Consider the following 22,993-nt stretch of genomic DNA (forward strand, 5'->3'; position numbering starts at 1 on the left):
AGAATAAACAAGGGATCGGTGGAAATCCCCGGCTCGGATAACCTTCACATCTCCGTTCGCCGATCATCGGCAGAGCGGATCGCAAGGGCGTGCGAACGGGTTGTGCCGACCTGCGAACCACCTCCCGCCTGGGCAAGTACGATCGATCCGTGACCGAAATGACCGAAACGACGCCAGGCTGGCTCGCTCCCGACGAGATCGAGTCGATGCGGGGCCGGATGCCGATCCTGTACGTGGACGCCGTGCCGGTGCGCGTGGACGACACGGGCACCGTGACCCGTGTCGGCCTGCTGCTGCGGATCGGCGCCGACGGCACCGTGAGCCGGGCGCTGGTGTCCGGGCGGGTGTACTACCACGAGCGCATCCGCGACGCGCTTCTGCGCCATCTGGAGAAGGATCTCGGGCCGGTGGCGCTGCCGAGCGTGCCGGTCTCGCCGACGCCGTTCACGGTGGCGGAGTACTTCCCCACCCCGGGGGTCACGCCGTTCCACGACCCACGGCAGCACGCGGTCTCCCTGGCCTACATCGTCCCCGTACGCGGTGACTGCCGGCCTCGGCAGGACGCGCTGGACCTGGTGTGGTTCACGCCCGAGGAGGCGGCCGCCCCGATCGTGCAGCAGGAGATGACCGGCGGTCAGGGCGTGCTGCTCAAGCAGGCGCTGGCCTACGTCGGCCGCCTGACCTGATCCGGGGTCTGCCGCAGAGTGTCCCCACGCCGTGCCGGAGCGGGCAATCGGTTATCGCCGTGCACGGCGGCGGGGCTCAGGTCGTGCCGCCGCCCCGGTCTCCCGCGTCCTCGCCGCCTCCTGTCGCCGGTCATCGCCGCGCGGTGATCGGGCGCCGGCCGGGCAGGGCCGGCACATCCCCAGGAGATGACGGGCCAGGACGAGTGTGGTGAGCAGGCCGACAAGCGCGCACACGCCCGGCCAGCCGGCCGCGCTCCAGACACGCACGCCGAGCCAGGAACCCGCGCTGCCGCCGAGGTAGGCGCAGGTCATGTAGGCGGTGTTGAGCCTGCCGCGGGCGTCGGGACGCAGGGCGTAGATCCGGGCCTGATTGGCGACCATGCCGGACTGCATCGCGACGTCGAGCAGCAGGGTGCCGGCGACCAGCGCGGCCAGCCCCGCGGCGCCGCCGAGCGACCCGGCGGCGAGCACCGCGGCCGACAGGAGGACCCCGAGCAGGCAGACCAGGTTCACCGGATCGGGTCCCCGGCGGTCCACCAGACGGCCGGCGAGGGGAGTGCACACCATGGTCGCCGCGCCGACCAGGGCGAGCATCCCGACGGCTTGGGCGCCCAGGCCGTACGCCGGGCCGGTGAGGAGGAACGCCAGGCAGGTCCAGACGGCCGAGAACCCGGCGAAGACGGCCGCCTGGTAGGCGCAGGAGCGGCGCAGATCCGGCTCGGTGCGGAGCAGGCGCAGCGCCCCGGTCAGGAGTGCGAGGTAGGGCAGGTGGGCAGCCGCTGCCGTGACCGGCACCCTCACCGGCCCCTCCGCAGGCACCGAGACATTCCCTGAGACAGGCACCGAGACAGGCACCGAGACAGGCACTGGGACAGGCACCGTGACGGCCAGGGCCGCCGCCAGGAGCAGTGCCAGGGCTGCGGCCACCAGGTACGGAGCCCGCCAGCCCAGCCATTCGCCGAGGGTTCTGCTGAAGGTCCGGGCCAGCAGCATGCCGCCGGTCGATCCGCTCAGCAACGTGCCGATCACCGCTCCCCGGCGGTCGGCCGCCACAAGACCGGCCGCCAGCGGGCCGACGACCTGCGCGGCCACGGTGGTGAGACCGACCAGGGCGCTGGCGGCGACGAGGGGCGGCAGGGCCGGCGCGCAGCCCGCGGCGAGCAGGCCCAGGCCGGTCAGGACCAGCAGTACGACGAGGAACGGGCGGTGCGGCAGCCGGTCACCGAGCGGGACGAGCAGGACGATCCCGGCGGTGTAGCCGACCTGGGTGGCGGTGACCACCAGGGCGCCCGCGTCGGGAGGCAGGTGCAGCCCGGCGGCGACCAGCGGCACGATCGCCTGTGGGAAATAGACGTTGCCCACGGCCACCGCACAGGTCACGGTCAGGATCGCGAGCATGCGGCGGCTCATGCGCCGGCCCCCGGCCCACGACGCACCGGATCGTGCCCCGGTTCGCGCGTGCCCACCTGTCTGGACGGGATCGGCCGTGCCGCCGGGCGCTGGAGCGGCCCTGAGCCGAGAGCGAGCCGACGTCCCCGAGCCCGGGTCGTGTCGCCCGCGATCGCGGGGGCCGCCCCGGTGCCGATCACCGTAGGTCGTTCGAGTAGTACGTGGATCATGGACAGCAGTCCACGCCGAAAGGCTCAGGCCGCCAACGGATGTAGCCTGACGCTTAATGATCAGCTTTGTGCTCGACGTCGAAGACCTCGCGGACACGAGATTCGCCCTCTCGCCGTTGACCGATACGGTGCTCAGCCTGCGGGTGCTGCGCGACCCGGGGCTTTCGGCGGTGCACCTCCCGTGGCGCAGGTCCGTTCTCGGCACGCTCGGCACGCTCGACACGGATCTGCTGATGTCCCTGGTGGCGGAGAGGTTCACCGTTCCCGACTTCCTGACCCCGAGGCCCGCGACCTTCGCCCCCGGGTTCGAGGAGGAGCTGGCGGCGGTCCGCCGTACCCCTCCTGATGTGGTCCGGCGCGACCTGGCGGCCACGCACGCGCCGGCTCCGGTGCCCGAGCCGCTGCGTGACGCCGCCGCCGACGGCGACGCGGCGGTCGTACGGCTCCGGGACGCCGTCTGCGACCTCCTGGGCCGCTACTGGGAGATCGCCGTCCGGCCGATGTGGCCGCAGATGCGGCTGGTGCTGGAGGCCGACATGACCTACCGGGCGCGGCAACTCGCCGTCGGAGGCGCCCGCCTGCTGTTCGCGGGCATGCACCCGAACCTGCGCTGGGACGACGGCGTGCTGCACGTCGACAAGGTGATCAGCAGCTTCCGCGTCGCGGCGTCCGGTCGAGGGCTGCTGCTCGTGCCCGCCGTGTTCGCGCACAAGCCCGCGCCCCCGGTCGTTCCTGAGGAGCCTCCCACGCTGGTCTATCCCAGCCGCGGCGTGGCGACGCTCTGGACCCCGGCGCCCGTGGCGGACGAGACCGCTCTCGTGTCGCTTCTCGGCGCGCCGAGGGCGAGGCTGCTCGGCCTCCTCGGCGAGCCGCTGCCCACCGTCGAGATCGCCCGCCGTCTCAGGGTCACTCCGAGCGCCGTGTCCCAGCACCTGCGCGTGCTGCACGCCACGGGCCTGGTCGCCCGGGCCCGCGACGGGCGGCAGGTGCTCTATCGGCGTAGCGCCCTGGGCGACCGGCTCACCGGTGCGGCGAGCGCCCGTTCAGTGCCGTGAGGTCAGCACCTGGGAGAGCACCTTGTGCACGTAGGTGTTGGGGTGCTTGCCGGTGAAGAGGGTGGACAGGGGTCCCTCGGCAGTGACCGGCACGTCCACGCCGGTGTGCCCGGTGGTGGTCCAGTCCATGACGAACTTGAGGTTGCTGCCGTGGATCGGGAACGGGCCGTCGGACTGGTCGCTGCCGCTCTCGTCGGTGTCGGAGGCGTCCTTCACGGTGAGGCCGCCGCAGTCGTGGTCACCCGTGATGACGAGAAGGGTGTCGGGGTGCGCGGCCACGTACGCCCTGGCGACCTTGACCGCCTTCTCCAGGGATGCCATGGCCTGAAGCACGCCGGCGCCGTTGTTCTCGTGCGCGGACAAGTCGACGCCCTCTTCCTCGACGAAGAGGAAGAAACCCTTCTTGTTCGTGCTGAGGGTGTCGAGGGCCTTCTTGGTCATCGTGGCCAGGTCCACGGCCGGAGCGTGGACGTCGCCCTGACCTTCGGGCCTCGGCTGGAACATCACCTCGTTGCTGAACAGGCCCAGCAGCTTGCCTCGCTTCGCGTGGGCGAGCTCCTTGGCGTTGGAGACGTACTGGTAGCCGGCGCGCTTGGCCTTGTCGATCAGGTTGCCCTTGGTGCCCTTGCTGGCCTCGTCGGGCTTGTCGGGCCATGCGCCCGGCGTGCCCGCGGGGAGCCACCAGTCCTCGCCGCCGCCGAGGATGACGTCCGGCTTGCTGACCTCCAGGTACTGCCGCGCGATCTCGTCCTGGGAGTCGCGGTCGGCGGTCTGGGAGAACCACGCGGCGGGGCTGGCGTCGGTCACCTGAGCCGTGGTGACGAGGCCGGTGGACTTGCCCGCCGCCTTGGCCTGCCGGCCCAGGATCGGCAGCGGCTTGCCCTTGACGTCCACGCTGATGGCGCCGTCGTAGGTCTTCTTCCCCGTCGCCCAGGCGGTGGCCGCCGCGGCGGAGTCGGTGACGGCGGTCTTGGGGTCGTGCGGGCTGGTGCTCAGCTGCCCGGAGACCGGAAGCTTGTCCATGGCGAGCTGTCCGCGGAGGCCGGTCAGGTACAGCCGCGCGGCTTCACGATGAGCCGCGGACATGCCGTCTCCGTTGATGAAGATCACGCTGCGTGCCCGGCCCCCGTCGTGGTGAGAGGTGGCGGCGTTCGCGGGCAGGCCGGGACTGAGGACCGCGCTGACGAACGCCGCCGTAGCCGCAGTCGTCGTCGGCACAAGCAGCCGCAGCAGGCGCTTGCGAGAGGAACCCATGTAAAACCCCCAAGTGGGTATCTGTTGACAAGACGGGGATATTACGGGCGAAAATCCACCATCAGGTGAACGTGGCCTGGAAACATCTTTAACCACGTCAGGCCAAGTCCCCCGCCGTTCGCGATCTTTGTTTACTGTGCGTAAACCCACTGTTGTCAGGATGCACACCGTCCGGCGTCCGCAGCGGGGCTAATTTTCTCGCTGTCGTACCGATCACCGAACCCGCGATCGGTGCCGGCTGCCGAGGAAGGACACGAATGGGAACAGCCGACGAACGCAGGAGCCCGGCAGTCCGGGCTCGTGGGATCACGAAGTCATTCGGCGACGTGGCCGCACTCGACGGGGTCGACCTCGACGTGGCGTACGGGCAGGATCGTGGACGAGGTCTCGCACAGCGAGCACTGGAAGGACTCGGCGATCTTCGTCGTCGAGGACGACTCCCAGGTCGGCACCGGCCAAGTCGACGGCCACCGGGCCCCGATCCTGATCATCAGCCCCTGGGCGCCGGACGACGACGGCTGGCGCGGGCCGATCGGACGGAAGGCGCTTGACCGGCGTCATCGCGGGTCGAGCGCCTTTCCGTCCCCGCGCGGGGGCGGGCGGCCGGCCGGGTCAGCGTGGCGCGTGCGTGCCGCTGCCCGTCTTGGCGCCGAGTAGCTCGGAGAAGAGGGCGTCCCACTGGGGCATCACGTTCTCCGGCGCGTACTCCATGGCGGTGACCGCCGCGGCGGCGCCCATGCGCAGCCGCAGGTCGCGGTCGGCGATGAGCCGGTTGAGCGCCGCGGCCAGGGCGTCCACGTCTTCGGCGGGCACCAGGACGCCGTCGGTCCCGTCGGTGAGCACGTCGCCCGGACCGGTCGGGCAGTCGAAGGCCACGATCGGCAACGCGTGGGTCATCGCCTCGATCATGACCATGGGCAGGCCCTCGAACCGGCTGCTCAGCGCGTAGATCGAGGCCCGCGCGAGCTCGTCGTCGAGGCGGTTGGTCCTGCCCATGAGCGTCACGTGCCCGGCCAGGCCGTGCTCGCCGATCATCGCGCGCAGGGCGGCCTTCTTCGGGCCGGTGCCGAACACGCGCAGGCGCCACTCCGGATGTTCCTTCACCACCTGGGCGAACGCCGGGAGCAGCAGGTCGAAGCCCTTCTGCTTGACCAGGCGTCCCGCGGCCACCACCACGGGGTGCTCCTGCCGGGACGGTGCCTGGTTCACTGAGTGGACCGCGTTCGGGATCCGCACGATCCTCGTGCCGGGCAGCGCCCGCTCGTAGTCGCGCTGGTCGCTGGGCGTGAGCACGGTGATCGCGTCGAACGCCCCGTAGTGCTTGAGGATCTCCTCGCGCAGCGTCGCGGGATAGGTGCCGAGGTTCATGTGCTCCTGCGCGACCCGCACCACGCTCTTGGGGGTGCGGCGCGCGGAGATGAGGTTCAGCGCCGGGCGGGTGGTCACGAGGACGCCGTCGTCCATAGAGGAGACGTAGTCGATGACCGCCTTCTCCACCCGCTCGGTGAAGTAGCCCGCCGCGAACTCGCCGTAGGGCACGATCTTGCCGCGCAGCCGCCGCCACACCCGGCGGCCGAGGGAGTCGGTCAGGACCCCGGCCCGCTGGTCCACGAGCGTGCCGAGGGTCACGGCGGGATGCAGCTTGAACTGCGGCTCCTCGCGGCGGCGCACCACGCTCATGATCTCCACGTCGTGGCCGAGCGCGGCCATCGCGTTCGCCTGGTTGACCACGGTGCGGATCGTGCCGCCCATGCCGTAGGCGTGTAGGAGCATGTATCGGATCCTCATCCGCGCCGGCCCTCCTCACGGGGGAGGTAGCCCCAGCTACGGCAGATGGGTTTGAGCAGATCGGGTATCTCGTCCGGCCCCGGCAGGTCGCGCCCCGGCTGCACCGTGCCCGACTTGATCTTGTCGCTCCAGTCGCCGAGGCCCTTCCGCACGACCTCCTGCTCGCCGTACGCCAGCATGCCGGGCTCCCACTCGACGCCGAGGAACTCGCAGATGGCGCGGGTCGTCTTCTCCGGCTCCCCGGTCAGGTCCTCGTAGCGCACGGTCAGGCCGGTGAGGGCCTTCTTGGCCCGCTGCACGGCCTTCATGTAGCGCAGCGCGTCGGCGGCGGCCTCCTCCCGGGTGCGCTTGACGGGGTCGGCCTCGTACCAGGACGCGGCGATGGAGGCGGGGTGGCGCAGCAGGAAGACGAACCGGGCATCGGGCCAGCAGGCGGCGATCCTGGCGTACGCGAAGGCGTTGGCGGGGGTCTTGTCCACGATGGTCCGCTTGCCGCTGCGTACGAGTTCGCGGTGGAGCACCCGGTCCCACAGCATGTGCTCCAGGTCGGCCTGGTTGTGGCCGAGCGCCTCCATGGCCTTGCGGGCCAGCGGCGTGCCGAACCCGACGGTCAGCCGCCGGACGTGCAGCTCATGCGGGGCGTGCAGGTCGGGGTGGGCGTTCAGGATCGACCGCAGCAGGGTGGAGCCGGACCGCACCGGGGAGATGACGAACACCGGGGCGGTCAGGAGGCGGTCGGTGCGGGGATCGGCCGGTGGACGCACCAGTTCCTCGGGAGCGGGCGCCGGGGCGGGGGTCTGCGGCGACGGCGGCGACGACGTGGCGGGCCGGACGCGGGTGAGCTGGACTCCTGTGAACCTGACGAGTGCGCCGTTGATCCTCCGCTGCCATGTCATGGCTCGCGAATGTACCGGTGCTTCCGGGGAATTCCCTGAGAATCAACCCCAAGGGTCACCTGTGACCCCACCACCTGTCACCAGGCGATCCGCTGCCTCGGCGCGGTCAGCCACCGGCGGGCGGCGTCCAGGTGGGCGTCTCGCCGCAGGGGCCGCCCCTCCAGGCCCTCCACCCGGCGTTCGGGTCCGGAAACGCGAACCGGATCCGGCCGGACATGTCGTCCGAACCGGATCCGGTGTGGTCGCCAGGGATCAGGCCCCAGAGATCAGGGGGCCAGAGATCAGGGGCCGCAGATCAGGCCCTGGTGCAGGTGAGGGTCGGGGTGGCCGCACTGCCGTTGGCGGTGAAGCCGAAGGTGGTGGACGCACCGGCCGCGATGGAGCCGTTCCACGACTCGTTGCGCACGGTCACCGAGGAGCCGGAGCCGGACGTGAGGCCGCCCCACAGCTGGGTGATGGACTGCGAGCCGGACCAGCTCCAGTTCACCGTCCAGCCGCTGACCGACGAGCTGCCGGCCTGGACTGTGACCTCCGACTGGAAGCCTCCGGGCCAGGAGTTCACCGTACGGATCGTCGCGCTGCACCCGCCAGGCAGGGGCGAGGTCCCGGGGGAGGGGCTCACCGGCGGCGTGGGGCTGGGCGAGGTGTTCGGGCTCGGGCTGACCGGCGGGGTGGGGCTGGGCGACGTGTTCGGCGTGGCCGCGTTGAGCGCGTTCAGCACCGAGGTGTAGGCGGCCTTCTTGTTGCCGTTGCTGTCGAACAGCAGCGGGCTGGTGCTGGCGCCGAGCCAGGAGTCGCTGTCACGCACGCCCCACACGGTGATGCCGGTGCAGCGGGGCACGGCCAGACAGTCGTTGACCACGTTGGCGTAGGTCTGGGCCGAGCCGCCCTGGATGTCCAGCTCGGTGATCTGCACGTCGACGCCGAGGGCGGCGAAGCTGGAGATCGTGGTGCGGTAGTTGCTGTTGTAGGCGCTCTGGCTGTTGAAGTGCGACTGCAGGCCGACGCAGTCGATCGGCACGCCGCGGGACTTGAAGTCGCGGACCATGTTGTAGACGCCCTGCGTCTTGGCCCAGGACCAGTTGTCGATGTTGTAGTCGTTGTAGCAGAGCTTGGCGTCGGGGTCGGCGGCCCGCGCGGTGCGGAAGGCCACCTCGATCCAGTCGTTGCCGGTCCGCTGCAGGTTGGAGTCGCGACGACCGCCGTTGCCGTCATCGAAGGCCTCGTTCACCACGTCCCAGGCGTAGATCTTGCCCTTGTAGTGGCTCATGACGCCGTTGATGTGGTTGATCATCGCCTGGCGCAGCGCGCTGCCGGACAGGTTCCGCATCCAGTTGGGCTGCTGGTTGTGCCAGGCCAGCGTGTGGCCGCGGACCCGCTTGCCGTTCTGCACGGCCCAGTTGTAGACGCGGTCGCCCTGGGTGAAGTTGAACTGGTTCTGGTTCGGCTCGGTCGCGTCGATCTTCATCTCGTTCTCGGCCGTGACCATGTTGAACTCACGGTTGGCGATCGTCGTGTACTGCGAGTCGCCCAGCCTGCTCGTGCTGATCGCGGTGCCGAAGTAGCGCCCGCTCTGCGCGGCGGCCGCACCCAGCGTGCTCTCCGCCGCGCCGGCGGGAACCGACACCGTCACGGCGCTGATCACGCCGAGCGCGCCGAGGGCGCCGGCGAGCAGCACGCGGCCGCGTAAGCGCCGTGGCCGATCTGAGGGGGTGGCGTTCCTATCCATGCCTGAGCCTCCACAACTGAATCACGGAAAGCGGGGACATCCGCGGGATCGGCACCACGTCCCACAGCCGGGACGCACACCACGAGGGCGTCGCGGACGGCTACCCCCTGCCGCTTCACCACCGATCTGGCAAGGGGAGACCGCCTCTCGGGGACTCAGTCTGGAAACCTCGCCGAAATGTGTCAAGGTGGCCTTGAAACTTTCGGAGACCAGCTCCTCCGTGCGTGCTCCGCGTCGCCTCCGGCCGATGGCAGGGCCATGGAGAACAGGGCAGGCGTCTCACAGCGTGAGACGCGCCGCCGATGAAATTTTCACCCCGCCGCCCGCGCCGTACGTGGCGCGGGCGTGGGAGATAGCTCCTGATAGGCGGACGTCCGGATCGCGCGGCGGCGGAACCGGGCGCGCCCGGGCTCTTGACGGAGCCTCCCGCCTCGTATTTGCTCCGGCGCACCACCACCAACCGGCCGTCGTGAGAACAGGAGCAGCGTCCGCCGTGTTCTGTTAGCGCTAACAACTCCGTGGAGTCGACGCTACGGACCACGCCTTGTGGCACCGGCCCCCCCCTCGGGGTCGCGCCGCCATTCCAGACTCACCCCCCATTCACCCTCGCCGTCCCCGGAAAGGCTGGGCAGCTGTTGATGTTAGCGATAACAATGTGGCATGACTCCACGGAGAGCCCGCGCACCCGCGGCTGGAGGCGGTGGCGCCGCCTGCTCACCACCGCGGTCCTGTCCGTGGCCACCGCGATCCTGTCCGTGACCGTCGTGGCGACGGCGCCGGGGGTCGCGAGCGCCGAGTCCAACGGCGGAGTGCGGGTCATGCCGCTGGGCGACTCGATCACCGAGGGCACCCAGGTGCCCGGCGGCTACCGGATCGGGTTGTGGCAGCGGCTGGCCTCCGGCCGCTACACGATCGACTTCGTCGGGTCGCAGTTCAACGGGCCGTCCAGCCTCGGCGACCACGACCACGAGGGACACCCCGGCTGGCGGATCGACCAAATCGACGCCAACATCACCCGCTGGATGCAGTCCTACACCCCGCGCACCGTGCTGCTGCACATCGGCACCAACGACATCCTGCAGAACTACAACGTGTCCGGCGCGCCGCAGCGGCTCTCCACGCTGATCGACCGCATCACCGCGGCGGCGCCGAACGCCGACGTGTTCGTCGCGACCATCATCCCGCTGTCGAACTCCGGGCAGGAGTCGGCGGCCAGGACGTTCAACTCCGCGATCCCCGGCATCGTGCAGTCCAAGGTCAACAGCGGCAAGCGCGTCCACCTGGTCGACATGCACAGCAAGCTGACCACCGGCGACCTGATCGACGGCATCCACCCGACCGCGAACGGCTACGACAAGATGGCCGCCGCCTGGTACGCCGCGCTGCAGACGGTGCCCGGCAGCATCGGCCAGTCGGGCGGCAACCCGAGCCCCAGCCCGACCGCGACTCCGACCTCCGGCGGCGGCAGCGGGGCGTTCAGGGGAGTGGCCTCCGGCCGCTGCCTGGACGTCGCCAACGCGAGCACCGCGGACGCCGCCCAGGTGCAGCTGTGGGACTGCAACGGCCAGACCAACCAGACCTGGACGTCGACCTCGGCCCAGGAACTGCGGGTGTACGGCAACAAGTGCCTGGACGCGGCCGGCACCGGCAACGGCGCCAAGGTCCAGATCTACAGCTGCTGGGGCGGCGACAACCAGAAGTGGCGCGTGAACTCCGACGGCACGATCGTGGGCGTCCAGTCGGGGCTGTGCCTGGACGCCGTCGGAGCCGGCACCGGCAACGGCACCAAGATCCAGCTCTACTCCTGCTGGGGCGGCGACAACCAGAAGTGGGCCCGCGGCTGAGCGGAGCCCTCCTCGGCGCGGCCCGTGCCCCCCGGGCCGCTCCCGGGTCCCTGGGCGGCCCACCCCGCCCCCTTGGCCGCCCAGGGACCCGGCCACACACGACGGAAGGACATGGTGTGAAACGTAGGCTCAGAGCGATCCTGGCGGCCGCCGCCCTGCCTGTGGTGATCGCGAGCATGCTCCTGGCGGCCCAGCCGGCCACGGCCGCGTCGCTGACCCGCATCACCGGCTTCGGCAACAACCCGACCAACCTGAACATGTACCTGTACGTGCCCGACCGGGTCGCCGCCCGGCCGGCCCTGCTGGTCCTGGTCCACTACTGCGGCGGATCGGCCGGCGCCATCTTCAACGGCAACGGCCACGACTACGTCACCGCCGCCGACCGCTACGGCTACATCATCGTCGTCCCCGAAGCCACCCGCAGCGAGAAGTGCTTCGACGTGTCCACCCCCGCCGCCCTGCGGCGCGACGGCGGCGGCGATTCCACCGCCATCATGTCGATGGTCACCTACACCCGCCAGCGCTACAACGTCGACCCCGCCCGCATCGTCGTCAGCGGTTTCTCCTCCGGCGCCATGATGACCAACGTGCTGGCCGCCCAGTACCCCGACGTGTTCTCCGCCGGCTCGGCCTTCTCCGGCGTGCCCGCCGGATGCTTCGCCACCACCAACGGATCCCTGTGGAACAGCCAGTGCTCCGGCGGCAACCTGATCAAGACCGCCCAGCAGTGGGGCGACCAGGCCCGCGCCATGTATCCCGGCTACACCGGCCGCTACCCCCGCATGCAACTGTGGCACGGCACCACCGACACCACCCTCGCCTACCCCAACTTCGGCGAGGAGATCAAACAGTGGACCAACCTCAACGGCCTGAGCCAGACCCCGGCCTACACCGACCAGCCGCAGTCGTCCTGGACCCGCACCCGCTACGGCAACACCGGCACCCAGGCCACCGTCGAAGGCATCAGCATCTCCGGCATCGGCCACCAACTCCCGATGAACGGCCAGCTCGCCTACGCCATCTCCTTCCTCGGACTCGACGGCACCACACCGTCCCCATCACCCAGCCCGTCGTCCGGCGGCAACCCGTCTCCGAGCCCGAGCCCGAGCGCGTCCCCCACCACCGGCGGCGGCAGCGGGCCGATCAAGGGTGTCGCCTCGGGCCGCTGCGTGGACGTGACCGGCGCGAGCACCGCGGACGGCACGCAGGTGCAGCTGTGGGACTGCAACGGCCAGACCAACCAGACCTGGGCGTCCACCTCGTCCGGTGAGATCCGCGTGTACGGCAACAAGTGCCTGGACGCGGCCGGCACCGGCAACGGCACCAAGGTCCAGATCTACGGCTGCTGGGGCGGCGACAACCAGAAGTGGCGCGTGAACTCCGACGGCAGCATCCAGGGCGTCCAGTCCGGGCTCTGCCTGGACGCGACCGGAGCCGGCACCGGCAACGGCACCAAGCTCCAGCTCTACTCGTGCCACGGCGGCACCAACCAGAAGTGGACCTGGACCAGATAGGTCACTCCGGGAAGCCTCCGATGCGGCCCCTCCCGCACCGGAGGCTTCCTCCGTACGGGCCTCAGGGGCTGAGCTTCTCGTGCGCGTTGCCGTGCCACTCGACGAGCAGCACGGTGGCGTCGTCCTGCAGTTGGTCGCCGTGGTAATCGAGCACGGTGCGGATCAGGCGGCGCAGCGTCTCGGGCACGGGCAGCCCCGCGGCGTTCTGCCGGATCACGAACTCGACGAACCGGCCCAGGCCGAACTCGCCGCTGTCGGGGCTGCGCATCTCGGTGATGCCGTCGGTGTAGAGCAGGATCCGGTCGCCGGGTTCGAGCTGCTCGCGGCACAGCGTGACCGGCAGGCCGAGGTCGAGCCCCATCGGGTGGGCGGGCGGGCAGGTCAAGGTGGAGGTCCAGCGGCCGTGGCGGATCAGCACCGGCGCGTGGTGGCCGCGGTTGACCCAGGTGAAGGCGCCGGTCTCGAGGTCGAGGTCGCCGATGACCGCCGTCACGAAGCGGTCGCCCCGGCCGAACTCCTCGATCAGGACCCTCTCGATCGCCTCGCTGTTGCGCACCAGGTCCATGCCCTGCCTGCGGTGGTTGCGGCAGGCGGCGACGGCGAGGTTGGCGGTCAGCCCGGCCGACACGTCGTGGCCCATCGCGTCGAAGATCGCGACGTGCGCGCGGGAACCGGAGGTGGAGTAGTCGAAGGCGTCGCCGCCGATCTCGTACGCCGGTTCCAGCACGGCGCCGATCGTCATGGCCGGCGTGGCGAACGTCAGCGGCGGCATCAGGTTCCACAGCATCTCGGCCGCCACGTTCATCGGGCGGCTCCGCACGAGAAGGGCGTGCCGGTCGCTGAACGAACGCTTGCTCACCACGATCAGCGCGACGAGGGAGGAGATGTGCCGCATGCGGTCCTCGAGCCCGTCGTCCTCCGACATCGGGGTCATGCGCAGCAGGCCGAGGCGCTCCGTGCCGTCCAGCATGGGGACCCACCAGGAGGCCGGGCCGCCGTTCTCCGGGCCGCCGCGCAACGCCCGCACCTCCCGCAGCGCCCGCCCGGCGAGGGTGGTGTCGATCCCCAGTTCTCCAGGCCGGGCGTCCTGCTCGCCCGGGCCGGGCAACCTGCGCAGCACTCTCTCCCGGAGATCGGTCAGGTAGACGCCGATCTCCTTGAAGCCCGCCAGGCGTCCGTACCTGCCGATCAGCGAAGGGATGTCCTCGAACGCCACCAGATGGCTGTCGTCCAGCATCCCGGCCAGGGCCCGCAGCAGCCCCTGGTCCGGGGAACCGGGGACGCGCTCCATAGGCCCACCCCCGTCGCCTCGCTTCACCTACCCACCATGCCGCATGACGCGCAAGGCGAATGCGGGATCGGGAGAACGACTTGGGTAAGGAATCACGTCACGGACGGATGAACTCGGCGACCCAGCGGCGCAGCGGTGGGGTCGCGTCGTCGTACACGTCCCGCACCCGCACCGGCCGCAGCCCGCCGCTCGCGAACGCGTCGACCTCGGCGCGGGTGAGAGGCCAGGGCATGCGGCCCACCGGCTCGTCCTCCTCCCGCGCGCGGGCGACGACCAGCAGCGTGCCGCCGGGGGCGACCAGCGAGCCGGCCGTGCGGACGGCCCGCTCGCGATGCTCGCCGCGCAGCACCTGCACCGTGTAGATCTCCACCACCAGGTCGAACGCCTGCCGCCACTCCTGCGGCGGGGCGAGGAGGTCGGCGGCGACGTAGTCGACGGAGGACTCGGGGAAGCGGCTCCTGGCGGCCCTGACGGCGGAGGGCGACACGTCGAAGGCGGTCACCGCCCATCCCAGCCCGGCCAGGTGTTCCGCGTCGTCGCCCATGCCGCACCCGACGACCAGCGCCGTGCGCCCCTCGCCGGAACGGCCGCCCGCCCATTCGACCAGGTGCGGGTTGGCCACGCGATGGGCCCAGGGCACCAGGGCCTCGCCCCGCTCCGCCGCCGAGTAGAGCGGCTCGAACCAGCCGAGCGGATCGCCCTTCTCCACGTGCGCGGCGGCCAGCCGCCGGACGTACTCGCGCTGCTCTTCCTCCGTGGCGCCGGTCATCGCTCTCCCCGCCCGTCTCGGTTCCAGCGGAAGCCTCTCACGAATCGGGCCGCCCGCTCAGTCGAAGGCTGTGCGGGAGGCCGTGCGGGAAGGCCGGGCCGTACGCGTGACGGGCCTTTGCGAGGATGAATGAAGGCCGTACGACGGGGGCAGGTGAGCGGTCATGCACGATCCGCAGGCCGGGGGGACCGGCGGACACCAGGCAGGACACGTGGGAGGAGACGCGGACGTGGTGGCGGAGAGATCCGGAGCACAGGACGCGAGGGGCGACTCGCCCGAGCCGTTGACGCCCCAGCCGGACGACGGCGGCCTGGAGGAGATGATCGGCGACCTTTCCGACATCGAGACGCCGGCCGCCGAGACGCCGCCCGCGACGGGCGACGAGTCGGCGATGCCCGAGCCCGAGCCCGACATCGGCCCGACGTCGTAGTCTCCCGCCCGGCCGCGCGCTCCGGCGGGCGCCGGCGATCATCCGTTGACGGCGTCTCAGGGAGGCGTCTAGCGTCCGGACGACCGGAAGCGCGCACGGCACTTCGGGGAGGACGGGCGGCGGCCGGGGAGGGGACGGATGGCGCAGGGGCGAAGCGGCCCGCGACTGCTGGGCGAGCTCTCGGCCGAGTTCGCGGGGACGGCGATCATCATCCTGCTCGGCGGTGGAGCGGTGGCCCAGGTGGTGGCGGGCGGCATCGGCGACCACGACACCATCGTGTGGGCGTGGGGCCTGGGGGTGACGCTCGGCGTCTACACGGCCGCCCGGATCAGCGGCGCCCATCTCAACCCGGCGGTCACTCTCGCCCTCGCCGTCTTCAAGGGCTTCTCGTGGCGGAAGGTCCTGCCGTACGCGCTGGCGCAGACCGCGGGCGCCTTCGTGGCGGCGCTGCTGGTCCGGTGGAACTACAACGAGGTCCTGACGATGGTGGACCCCGGGCTCACGATCAAGACGCAGGGGGTGTTCTCCACCCTTCCCGGCAACGGGACGCTGCCTGTCACCCAATGGGGGGCGCTGCGCGACCAGGTCATCGGCACGGCCATCCTGGTGTTCCTGATCTTCGTGATCTCGGAGGAGCGCAACTCTCCGCCGCTCGCCAACCTCGCGCCGGTCGTCATCGGCCTGCTCGTGGTCGTCATCGGCATGGCGTGGGGGACCGACGCCGGCTACGCCATCAACCCCGCGCGCGACTTCGGCCCGCGCCTCGCCTCGTTCCTCACGGGCTACGGCTCGGCCTTCCGCGACCAGTACGGCGGGCTGTACTTCTGGGTGCCGATCGCCGGCCCGCTGGCCGGAGGCGTGGCCGGCGCCGGGCTCTACCGGCTGCTGGTCGCCCGTTTCCTGCCGCGCGCGGACGCGCCCGAGCCCGGCCGCACGCCGGAGCCCGCAGGGCGGACCGGCTGATCACGCGGGTCCCGCGATCCTGCCTCGCCGAGGCACGCGCGAGGCCCGCACGAGACGAGAGGCGCAAGGAGAATGGCAGAGTACGTCGGAGCGGTGGACCAGGGGACGACCAGCACCCGCTTCATGATCTTCGATCACGGGGGCAACGAGGTCGCCCGCCACCAGCTGGAACACCAGCAGATCCTGCCGCAGGCGGGCTGGGTCGAGCACAACCCCACCGAGATCTGGGAGCGCACCCGGGCGGTGATCGAGACCGCGATGCGGACCGCCGGGCTGCAGGCGTCCGACCTCGCGGCGCTCGGCGTCACCAACCAGCGCGAGACGGCCGTCGTCTGGGACCGGCGCACCGGCCGCCCCTACTACAACGCCATCGTCTGGCAGGACACCCGCACCGACCGCATCGCCTCCGCGCTGGAGCGGGACGGCAGGGGCGAGGTGATCCGGCGGAAGGCGGGACTGCCGCCCGCCACCTACTTCTCCGGCGGCAAGATCCAATGGATCCTGGAGAACGTCCCCGGCGTGCGCGAGGCCGCCGAGCGCGGCGACGCGATCTTCGGCACCACCGACACCTGGCTGCTGTGGCACCTGACGGGCGGCGCCGACGGCGGCGCGCACGTGACCGACCCCACCAACGCCAGCCGCACCATGCTTCTGAACCTGGAGACGCTGGACTGGGACGACGAACTGCTGTCGTTCTTCGGCGTGCCCAGGAGCATGCTCCCCGAGATCCGGCCCTCCTCCAACCCCGGCCTGTACGGCGTGACCCGCGCGGGCGGCCCGCTCGGCGGCGAGGTGCCCCTGTCGGGCGACCTCGGAGACCAGCAGGCGGCGACCGTCGGCCAGGTGTGCTTCGAGCCCGGCACGGCCAAGAACACCTACGGCACAGGCAACTTCCTGCTGCTCAACACCGGCACCGAGCTCGTGCGCTCCCGGCACGGGCTGCTCACCACGATCTGCTACCAGTTCGGCTCGGCCAAGCCCGTGTACGCCCTGGAGGGGTCGATCGCGGTCACCGGCTCCGCCGTGCAGTGGCTGCGCGACCAGCTCGGCATCATCTCCGGGGCGGCGCAGAGCGAGGCGCTCGCCCGGCAGGTCGAGGACAACGGCGGCGTCTACTTCGTGCCCGCCTTCTCCGGCCTGTTCGCGCCGTACTGGCGCTCCGACGCCCGCGGCGCCATCGTCGGCCTGTCCCGCTACAACACCAACGCCCACCTGGCCCGCGCCACGCTCGAGTCGATCTGCTACCAGACCAAGGACGTGGTCGCCGCCATGGAGCAGGACTCCGGGGTGGTCCTCGACGTGCTGCGGGTGGACGGCGGCGTGACGGCCAACGAGCTGTGCATGCAGCTCCAGGCCGACATCCTCGGCGTCCCGGTGTCGCGGCCGGTCGTCGCGGAGACCACCGCGCTCGGCGCCGCGTACGCCGCCGGGCTGGCCGTGGGCTTTTGGAAGTCCACCGACGACCTCAAGCGGAACTGGCACGAGGACCGCCGCTGGGAGCCCACATGGAGCGACGAGCGGCGCGAGCGCGGCTACGCGGGCTGGCGCAAGGCCGTCCAGCGGACGCTCGACTGGGTCGACGTCGACTGAGCCCGCCTGGATCCGGGGGCGTCCGGGGGCGTGATCTAGGATCGGGTCATGCCCCTGGCCGCGCACCACGTCGACCGGTTCGAGGACTTCAGGCCGCGCCTGGAGGCCATCGCCTACCGCATGCTCGGCTCCGCGGCAGAGGCCGAGGACGCCGTGCAGGAGACGTTCCTGCGGTGGCAGGCGGCGGACGCCGACCGCGTGGAGGTGCCGGAGGCCTGGCTGACGAAGGTCCTCACCAACCTGTGTCTCAACGAGCTCGCCTCTGCGCGGGCGCGTCGCGAGACCTACGTGGGCCAGTGGCTGCCCGAGCCGCTGCTCGCGGGGGACCCGATGCTCGGCCCTGCCGACACCACCGAGCAGCGCGAATCGGTCTCGTACGCGGTCCTCACCCTCATGGAGCGCCTGTCGCCGTACGAGCGGGCGGTGTACGTGCTCCGGGAGGCGTTCGGCTGCCCCCATCGCGAGATCGCCGACATCCTCGGCGTCACCGAGGCGGCCAGCCAGCAGTTGCTCAGCCGCGCGAAGAAGCACGTCGCGGACGGCAGGGCCCGCACCGAGGTCGACCGCGAGGCCGCCCGGCGGATCGTCGAGGAGTTCCTGACGGCCGCGGACGGCGGCCGGATCGAGCCGCTCGTGCGCCTGCTCACCGAGGACGCCGTCGCGGTCGGCGACGGCGGCGGGAAGGTCCCCGCCAGGGCCAAGGCGTTCAAGGGCGCGGTCGCGGTGGCGAAGTTCCTGCGGGGCCTGTTCAGACCGGCCGAGGCCAAGCGGGCCCTGGTCGGCGGCTCGCCCGACGTCTACGTCTGGACCGCCAACGGCGACCCCGCGGCCGTGGTGGTCGTGGACGGCCGGGTCGTCGGCGTCATGTGCCTGGAGGTCACCGCCGGGGGCATCGCCGCGGTCCGCAGCCAGGTCAATCCCGACAAGCTGGAACGGGCGACCGCGCGCTGGGCGGCCGCCGAGCACGGGGAGCCGCTGCTCAAGGCCCTCTGATCGCGGTGTGAGGCACGTCACACCGCGTTCCTGTCAGGAAATCGCGAGCCGTCCGGTTCAAGGGGCGACCACGGGAGACAGGAGCAGGGGTATGCAGCACCGCATCGTCGTCCTCGGAGGCGGATACACCGGAGCCGTCGCCGCCGGGCGCCTGGCCAGGCGGCTCCGCCGCGAGGACGTCGCCATCACCCTCGTCAACGCCGAGCCCGACTTCGTCGAACGCGTCCGCATGCACCAGGTGGCGACCGGCCAGGACCTCAGGCCTCGGCCGTTCGGCGAGATGTTCGCGGGCACGGGCGTCGGCCTGAGGTTCGCGACCGTCACCGGCGTCGACGTCGACCGCAGGACCGTCACGGTCGCGGCCGGGTCCGGCGTGAGCGAGATCGGGTACGACACGCTCGTCTACGCCCTCGGCAGCGGCTGGAACGACCACGGTGTTCCCGGGGCCGCCGAGCACGCGTACGAGATGGCCGGCCGGCCGGGAGCACTCCGGCTGCGCGAGCGCCTGGCCGGCCTCGGCGCCGGGCAGACGGTGGTCGTCGTCGGTGGCGGCCTCACCGGACTGGAGGCCGCCACCGAGATCGCCGAGGCCCGCGCGGACCTCGACGTCGCCGTCGTCGCCGACGGAGCACTCGGCGACTGGCTGTCCCCCAAGGGCCGAGGGCACCTGCGGAAGGTCCTGGCCGGGCTCGGCGTCACCGTGCACGAGCACACCACCGTCACCGGCGTCGAAGCCGGCCGCGTGCTCACCGCCGGCGGCGGGGCAGTCCCCGCCGCGGTCACCGTGTGGGCCACCGGCTTCGCGGTCCATCCGATCGCCGCGGCCACGAGTCTGGAGGTCACCGGCACCGGCCAGATCGTGGTCGACGGCACCATGCGCTCGGTCTCCCACCCGGACGTGTACGCCATCGGCGACGCGGCCATGGCGCTGGGCCCGGGGAACAAGCCGCTGCGCATGTCGTGCGCCTCGGGCATCCCGGCCGCCTGGCTGGCCGCCGACGCGATCGCGGCGCGCCTGACCGGCGGGAAGCTCCCGGGCACGCGCGTCCGCTACTTCAACCAGTGCGTCTCACTGGGCAGGAAGGAGGGCCTGATCCAGTACGTCACCGCCGACGACCGCGCCGTGGGGGCGGCCCTCACCGGGCGGCTCGCCGCCGTCTACAAGGAAGTGGTCTGCAGGGGCGCCGCCTGGGGCGTCGCCCACCCGACGTTCGGGTTGCCGGTCCGGCGCCGTCCCGTCACCCTGCGGCGGGCAGAGCCCGGTGGCCGGGAGGCCGGCGTAGAGCGCGAGGCGCCTACGCCGTCACGTGGGCCGCGATGATCTTCGCGCAGGCCGGGGACCCGGTGTGCGTGGTGTCCACCTCCAGGTCGTAGACCACGCCCTCGTGCACCACGCCCGCCTGGGCCTCGGCCATTCCCGGGACCCGGTCTTCCCGTGCCGTCTCGCGCGCGGCGGCGACCGCGGCGTCGCACCTGACGCCCACCCACAGGACGTCCAGTCCGCGCAGGGCGCGCCGCCAGCGCCGCTGGGTCGCGCCTCCGCCGAGGAACACGTCGTCGATGATCACCGGGGCTCCGGCGCGGGCCGTCGCGGCGATCCCCTCCATCCACGCCGCCTGCAGCGCCATGAACTCGGGCCCGACGTCCACGGCGCCGTCGGGGGCGAACTCGATTCCGCCGTCCGTGTCCTGCATCGACCGGGGCATCGCCTCGATGAGCGAGTCCACCCCGAAGGTCAGCCACGGTCGCGGCAGCACGGCCTGCAGGTGCCGTGCGAGCGAGGACTTGCCCGCGCTCGATCCGCCGTTGAGCACGATCACCTGGGTCGCCACGGCCTCCACGTTAGAGGCCGGGCCGCGCGGGCGCGCGGCCGTTTCCCGCCGTGCCGCCGCCTGGGCCGCCGCCTGGGCCGCCCGCGGCGGTCTGCGAGAGCACGTCGAGTAGGCGCGCGGGGGTGTCAACCATGGCGACGACGCCGGCCGCCTCCAACTCGGCCGCCTCGCCGAACCCCCACGTCACCGCGACGCACGGGACGCCGCAGGCGGCGGCGCCGGCCACGTCCTCCAGGCGGTCGCCGACCATGACGGCCGCCTCCGGCGGGGCGGCCAGCACGGCGAGCGCGTGGCGGACCACGTCCGCCTTGTGCCGCCGCGACCCGTCCAGCGTCGCCCCGCCCACGTACGTGAAGTAGCCGTCGAGGCCGAAGTGGTCGAGGATCCTCGCGGCGAAGACGGCCGGCTTCGACGTCGCCACCGCCAGGGTCCAGCCGCCGTCGACGAGAGCCTCCAGCACGGCGGGGATCCCCGGGATCACCTCGTTCTCGAACATGCCGCCCGCGGTGAAGCGCTCCCGGTACGCGTCGATCGCGTCGGCGACACGGTCCCGCGGCACGCCGAGCCGGAGCAGGCCGTCCTGGAGGGGAGGGCCGATCATGGAGCGGAGCCGTCCGTGCTCGACCTCGGCGATCCCGACCGCGGACAGGGCGTGCCGCAGCGAGGCGACGATGCCGGTCTCCGGATCGGTCAGCGTGCCGTCGAGATCGAACAGGCAGTACCGGGTCACGTGCGGGGCGTCCCTTCGGTTCAGGCGAGCACGGCGTCGAGCAGCAGGGAACCGGCGCCGAGCAGGGCGGCGTCGGGGCCCGACCGGGTGGTGGAGATCTCCAGGTCGCGGGTGGCCAGCGGGAGGCACCGCTCGTAGACGGCCGCGCGGATGGCGGAGATCAGCGGCTCGGCGGCGGACAGGCCGCCCCCGATCACGATCGCGTCCGGGTTCACGAAGTTGACCAGCACCGTCAGCACCTCGCCGATGAGCCGGCCGGCGTTGCGCACCAGGGCCGTGGCCTCCGGCACCCCGTCCTCGACCAGCGCGACGACGTCGGCGGGCCTGCGCACCTCGATGCCCTGCTCGGCGAGCACGCTCATCAGCGCCGCGCCGCTGGCGTACGCCTCAAGGCAGTCGTCGTGCCCGCAGGAGCAGGTGACCGACGAGTCGCTCCTGACCCGCACGTGGCTGATGTCCCCGGCCGCGCCGCGCCCCCGGTGCAGCGCGCCGTTCACGATGACGCCGCAGCCGATGCCGCTGCCGGCCTTGAGCACCATCAGCGTCTCGCACCCGGGCCACGCCCTGGCCTCCCCGGCCGCCATGAGGTTGGCGTCGTTCTCCACCAGCGCCGGCAGGCCGAAGTGCGCGGCGAGGCGTTCCGCCACGGGGAAGTTGTTCCAGCCGGGCATGCGCGAGGGCGCGACCACCCGGCCGGTGGCGGGGTCGACGGGCCCGGGGACGCCGGTGCCGACGCCGCGCAGCGGGACCCCGGGCGGGGCGTGCGCGGCCAGCATGTCCTCGAACGCGCCGGCCATCCAGTCGATGGTCGCCTCGGGTCCGTCCATGATGTCGCAGGGGCGCTCCTCGACCACCAGCGGGGTTCCGCTGAGGTCGAGGAGGCCGAGCCGCGCGTGGTGCGCGCCGAGGTCGGCGACCGCGAGCAGGCCCGCGCGGGGGCTGAGCCGCAGCCGCCGGGGTCGCCGGCCGCCGCGGGACGTGCCCGCGCCCTCCTCCACCAGCAGCCCGCTGCCGATCAGTTCCTCGACACGCAGCGAGACGCTGGAGGCCGCCAGGCCGGACAGGCGGGCGAGTTCGGCGCGCGACTCTGCGTGGCCCGCGGCGACGAGGCGCAGGAGGTCGCCCTGCGCCCCCCGCACCGGCAACGTCTCTTTGCCTGGCATGGAGGAAGAGATACCACGTCTTGACTTTATGCGCCATTGCGTTGACTTCGCCCAGAATCATCCATTACGGTCCGGCTTGTCTTCGATTTCGAAGGAAGTTGGCGATGATCCGGGTACGAGGCCTCAACAAGTGGTTCGGCGAGCACCACGTGCTCCACGACGTCGACCTCGACGTGGCGCGCGGGGAGGTCGTGGTGGTGATCGGGCCCTCCGGGTCCGGCAAGTCGACGCTGTGCCGGTGCCTCAACCGGCTGGAGGCGGCGGACTCGGGCGAGATCCTCGTCGACGGCGTTCCCGTGCCGGGGGAGGGCCGCGCGCTGGCCCGGCTCCGGGCCGACGTGGGCATGGTCTTCCAGAACTTCAACCTCTTCCAGCACAAGACCGTGCTGGAGAACGTGATGCTCGCGCCGACGAAGGTGCGCGGCGTGAGCCGCGCCGAGGCCGAGCGGACCGCCCGCGAACTGCTGGCCAGGGTCGGCATCGCCGAGCAGGCCGGCAAGCAGCCCGCGCGGCTGTCGGGCGGCCAGCAGCAGCGCGCCGCCATCGCCCGCGCGCTCGCCATGCGGCCCAAGGTCATGCTCTTCGACGAGCCCACCTCGGCACTCGACCCGGAGATGGTCGGCGAGGTCCTCGACGTGATGACGGGCCTGGCCGCCGACGGCATGACCATGGTCGTCGTCACCCACGAGATGGGCTTCGCGCGCCGCGCGGCCGACCGCGTGGTGTTCATGGACGGCGGCCGGATCGTCGAGACGGGAGAGCCGAACGCCTTCTTCGACTCGCCCCGCACCGACAGGGCCAGGGACTTCCTGGCCAAGGTACTCACGCACTGATCGCAAAGGATGGT

General features: G+C 71.7%; 21 protein-coding genes. 10 read left to right on the top strand and 11 right to left on the bottom strand.

Features of this window, described 5'->3' with window-relative positions:
* Positions 1-158 precede the first annotated feature (158 nt).
* A complete protein-coding gene (locus HHX31_RS07200; protein WP_169947223.1) occupies positions 159-686 on the top strand; it encodes an NUDIX hydrolase family protein in 528 nt (175 codons plus the stop codon).
* Positions 687-737: 51 nt separating this feature from the next.
* Here HHX31_RS07200 and HHX31_RS07205 read toward each other — a convergent pair whose 3' ends face one another.
* Positions 738-2,084, bottom strand: coding sequence for an MFS transporter (locus tag HHX31_RS07205; protein ID WP_249345684.1), 1,347 nt, complete (start codon positions 2,082-2,084; stop codon positions 738-740).
* Positions 2,085-2,361: 277 nt separating this feature from the next.
* Here HHX31_RS07205 and HHX31_RS07210 point away from each other — a divergent pair, with 277 nt between their 5' ends.
* Entirely contained in the window at positions 2,362-3,360 is a 999-nt protein-coding gene (locus HHX31_RS07210) for a helix-turn-helix domain-containing protein (RefSeq protein WP_169946308.1), read from the top strand.
* On the opposite strand, the gene HHX31_RS07215 is transcribed toward HHX31_RS07210, so the two are convergent.
* The 5 genes from HHX31_RS07215 to HHX31_RS07235 all read right to left on the bottom strand — a co-directional run bounded on the left by HHX31_RS07215 (position 3,349) and on the right by HHX31_RS07235 (position 9,027).
* Complete coding sequence (locus HHX31_RS07215; protein WP_169946310.1) at positions 3,349-4,614, bottom strand: alkaline phosphatase; 1,266 nt, start codon at positions 4,612-4,614, stop codon at positions 3,349-3,351. The genes HHX31_RS07210 and HHX31_RS07215 overlap by 12 nt on opposite strands.
* A gap of 314 nt (positions 4,615-4,928) precedes the next feature.
* Positions 4,929-5,066 (bottom strand): hypothetical protein, encoded by a 138-nt coding sequence (locus HHX31_RS07220; protein WP_169946312.1) that lies wholly within the window; start codon positions 5,064-5,066, stop codon positions 4,929-4,931.
* Between the two features lie 160 nt (positions 5,067-5,226).
* Positions 5,227-6,387, bottom strand: a complete 1,161-nt coding sequence (locus tag HHX31_RS07225; RefSeq protein ID WP_249345686.1) for a glycosyltransferase family 4 protein — start codon at positions 6,385-6,387, stop codon at positions 5,227-5,229.
* Between the two features lie 11 nt (positions 6,388-6,398).
* Positions 6,399-7,298 carry a sulfotransferase gene (locus HHX31_RS07230; RefSeq protein WP_169946315.1) on the bottom strand — a complete coding sequence of 300 codons (900 nt, stop codon included), beginning with the start codon at positions 7,296-7,298 and terminating at the stop codon, positions 6,399-6,401.
* A gap of 295 nt (positions 7,299-7,593) precedes the next feature.
* Positions 7,594-9,027: an endo-1,4-beta-xylanase gene (locus HHX31_RS07235; protein WP_169946317.1), complete on the bottom strand. Its 1,434-nt coding sequence runs from the start codon at positions 9,025-9,027 to the stop codon at positions 7,594-7,596.
* A 638-nt stretch (positions 9,028-9,665) separates the two neighbouring features.
* Between HHX31_RS07235 and HHX31_RS34160 the strand changes: the two genes are divergently transcribed.
* Both HHX31_RS34160 and HHX31_RS07245 read left to right on the top strand, forming a co-directional pair.
* Positions 9,666-10,871, top strand: coding sequence for a ricin-type beta-trefoil lectin domain protein (locus tag HHX31_RS34160; protein ID WP_249345688.1), 1,206 nt, complete (start codon positions 9,666-9,668; stop codon positions 10,869-10,871).
* 116 nt (positions 10,872-10,987) lie between these two features.
* Positions 10,988-12,385, top strand: coding sequence for a PHB depolymerase family esterase (locus HHX31_RS07245; RefSeq protein WP_311931644.1), 1,398 nt, complete (start codon positions 10,988-10,990; stop codon positions 12,383-12,385).
* Positions 12,386-12,446: 61 nt separating this feature from the next.
* Here HHX31_RS07245 and HHX31_RS07250 read toward each other — a convergent pair whose 3' ends face one another.
* Entirely contained in the window at positions 12,447-13,676 is a 1,230-nt protein-coding gene (locus HHX31_RS07250; protein ID WP_169946319.1) for a PP2C family protein-serine/threonine phosphatase, read from the bottom strand.
* 97 nt (positions 13,677-13,773) lie between these two features.
* The gene (locus tag HHX31_RS07255; protein ID WP_169946321.1) at positions 13,774-14,445 is read right to left on the bottom strand and encodes a bifunctional 2-polyprenyl-6-hydroxyphenol methylase/3-demethylubiquinol 3-O-methyltransferase UbiG; all 672 of its coding nucleotides are present in this window, start codon (positions 14,443-14,445) and stop codon (positions 13,774-13,776) included.
* A 163-nt stretch (positions 14,446-14,608) separates the two neighbouring features.
* Between HHX31_RS07255 and HHX31_RS07260 the strand changes: the two genes are divergently transcribed.
* The 5 genes from HHX31_RS07260 (at position 14,609) to HHX31_RS07280 (ending at position 19,742) form a co-directional block, all read left to right on the top strand.
* Positions 14,609-14,875 carry a hypothetical protein gene (locus tag HHX31_RS07260; RefSeq protein ID WP_169946323.1) on the top strand — a complete coding sequence of 89 codons (267 nt, stop codon included), beginning with the start codon at positions 14,609-14,611 and terminating at the stop codon, positions 14,873-14,875.
* 138 nt (positions 14,876-15,013) lie between these two features.
* Entirely contained in the window at positions 15,014-15,838 is an 825-nt protein-coding gene (locus HHX31_RS07265) for an MIP/aquaporin family protein (protein WP_169946325.1), read from the top strand.
* 72 nt (positions 15,839-15,910) lie between these two features.
* Positions 15,911-17,428 carry a glycerol kinase GlpK gene (glpK, locus tag HHX31_RS07270; protein WP_169946327.1) on the top strand — a complete coding sequence of 506 codons (1,518 nt, stop codon included), beginning with the start codon at positions 15,911-15,913 and terminating at the stop codon, positions 17,426-17,428.
* 48 nt (positions 17,429-17,476) lie between these two features.
* Entirely contained in the window at positions 17,477-18,421 is a 945-nt protein-coding gene (locus HHX31_RS07275; protein ID WP_169946329.1) for an RNA polymerase sigma-70 factor, read from the top strand.
* 91 nt (positions 18,422-18,512) lie between these two features.
* A complete protein-coding gene (locus tag HHX31_RS07280) occupies positions 18,513-19,742 on the top strand; it encodes an NAD(P)/FAD-dependent oxidoreductase (RefSeq protein WP_169946331.1) in 1,230 nt (409 codons plus the stop codon).
* On the opposite strand, the gene cpt is transcribed toward HHX31_RS07280, so the two are convergent.
* Genes cpt through HHX31_RS07295 form a run of 3 tightly spaced genes read right to left on the bottom strand, consistent with a single transcriptional unit; the run spans position 19,717 to position 22,146 of the window.
* Positions 19,717-20,253, bottom strand: a complete 537-nt coding sequence (gene cpt / locus HHX31_RS07285) for a chloramphenicol phosphotransferase CPT (RefSeq protein WP_311931645.1) — start codon at positions 20,251-20,253, stop codon at positions 19,717-19,719. The genes HHX31_RS07280 and cpt overlap by 26 nt on opposite strands.
* A gap of 10 nt (positions 20,254-20,263) precedes the next feature.
* A complete protein-coding gene (locus HHX31_RS07290) occupies positions 20,264-20,983 on the bottom strand; it encodes an HAD hydrolase-like protein (RefSeq protein ID WP_169946333.1) in 720 nt (239 codons plus the stop codon).
* 20 nt (positions 20,984-21,003) lie between these two features.
* A complete protein-coding gene (locus HHX31_RS07295; protein ID WP_211589374.1) occupies positions 21,004-22,146 on the bottom strand; it encodes an ROK family protein in 1,143 nt (380 codons plus the stop codon).
* A gap of 104 nt (positions 22,147-22,250) precedes the next feature.
* Here HHX31_RS07295 and HHX31_RS07300 point away from each other — a divergent pair, with 104 nt between their 5' ends.
* Entirely contained in the window at positions 22,251-22,979 is a 729-nt protein-coding gene (locus HHX31_RS07300; protein ID WP_169946335.1) for an amino acid ABC transporter ATP-binding protein, read from the top strand.
* The last annotated feature ends 14 nt before the right edge of the window (positions 22,980-22,993 follow it).

The organism is Microbispora sp. H11081, assembly GCF_012999535.1.
Lineage (GTDB): Bacteria > Actinomycetota > Actinomycetes > Streptosporangiales > Streptosporangiaceae > Microbispora.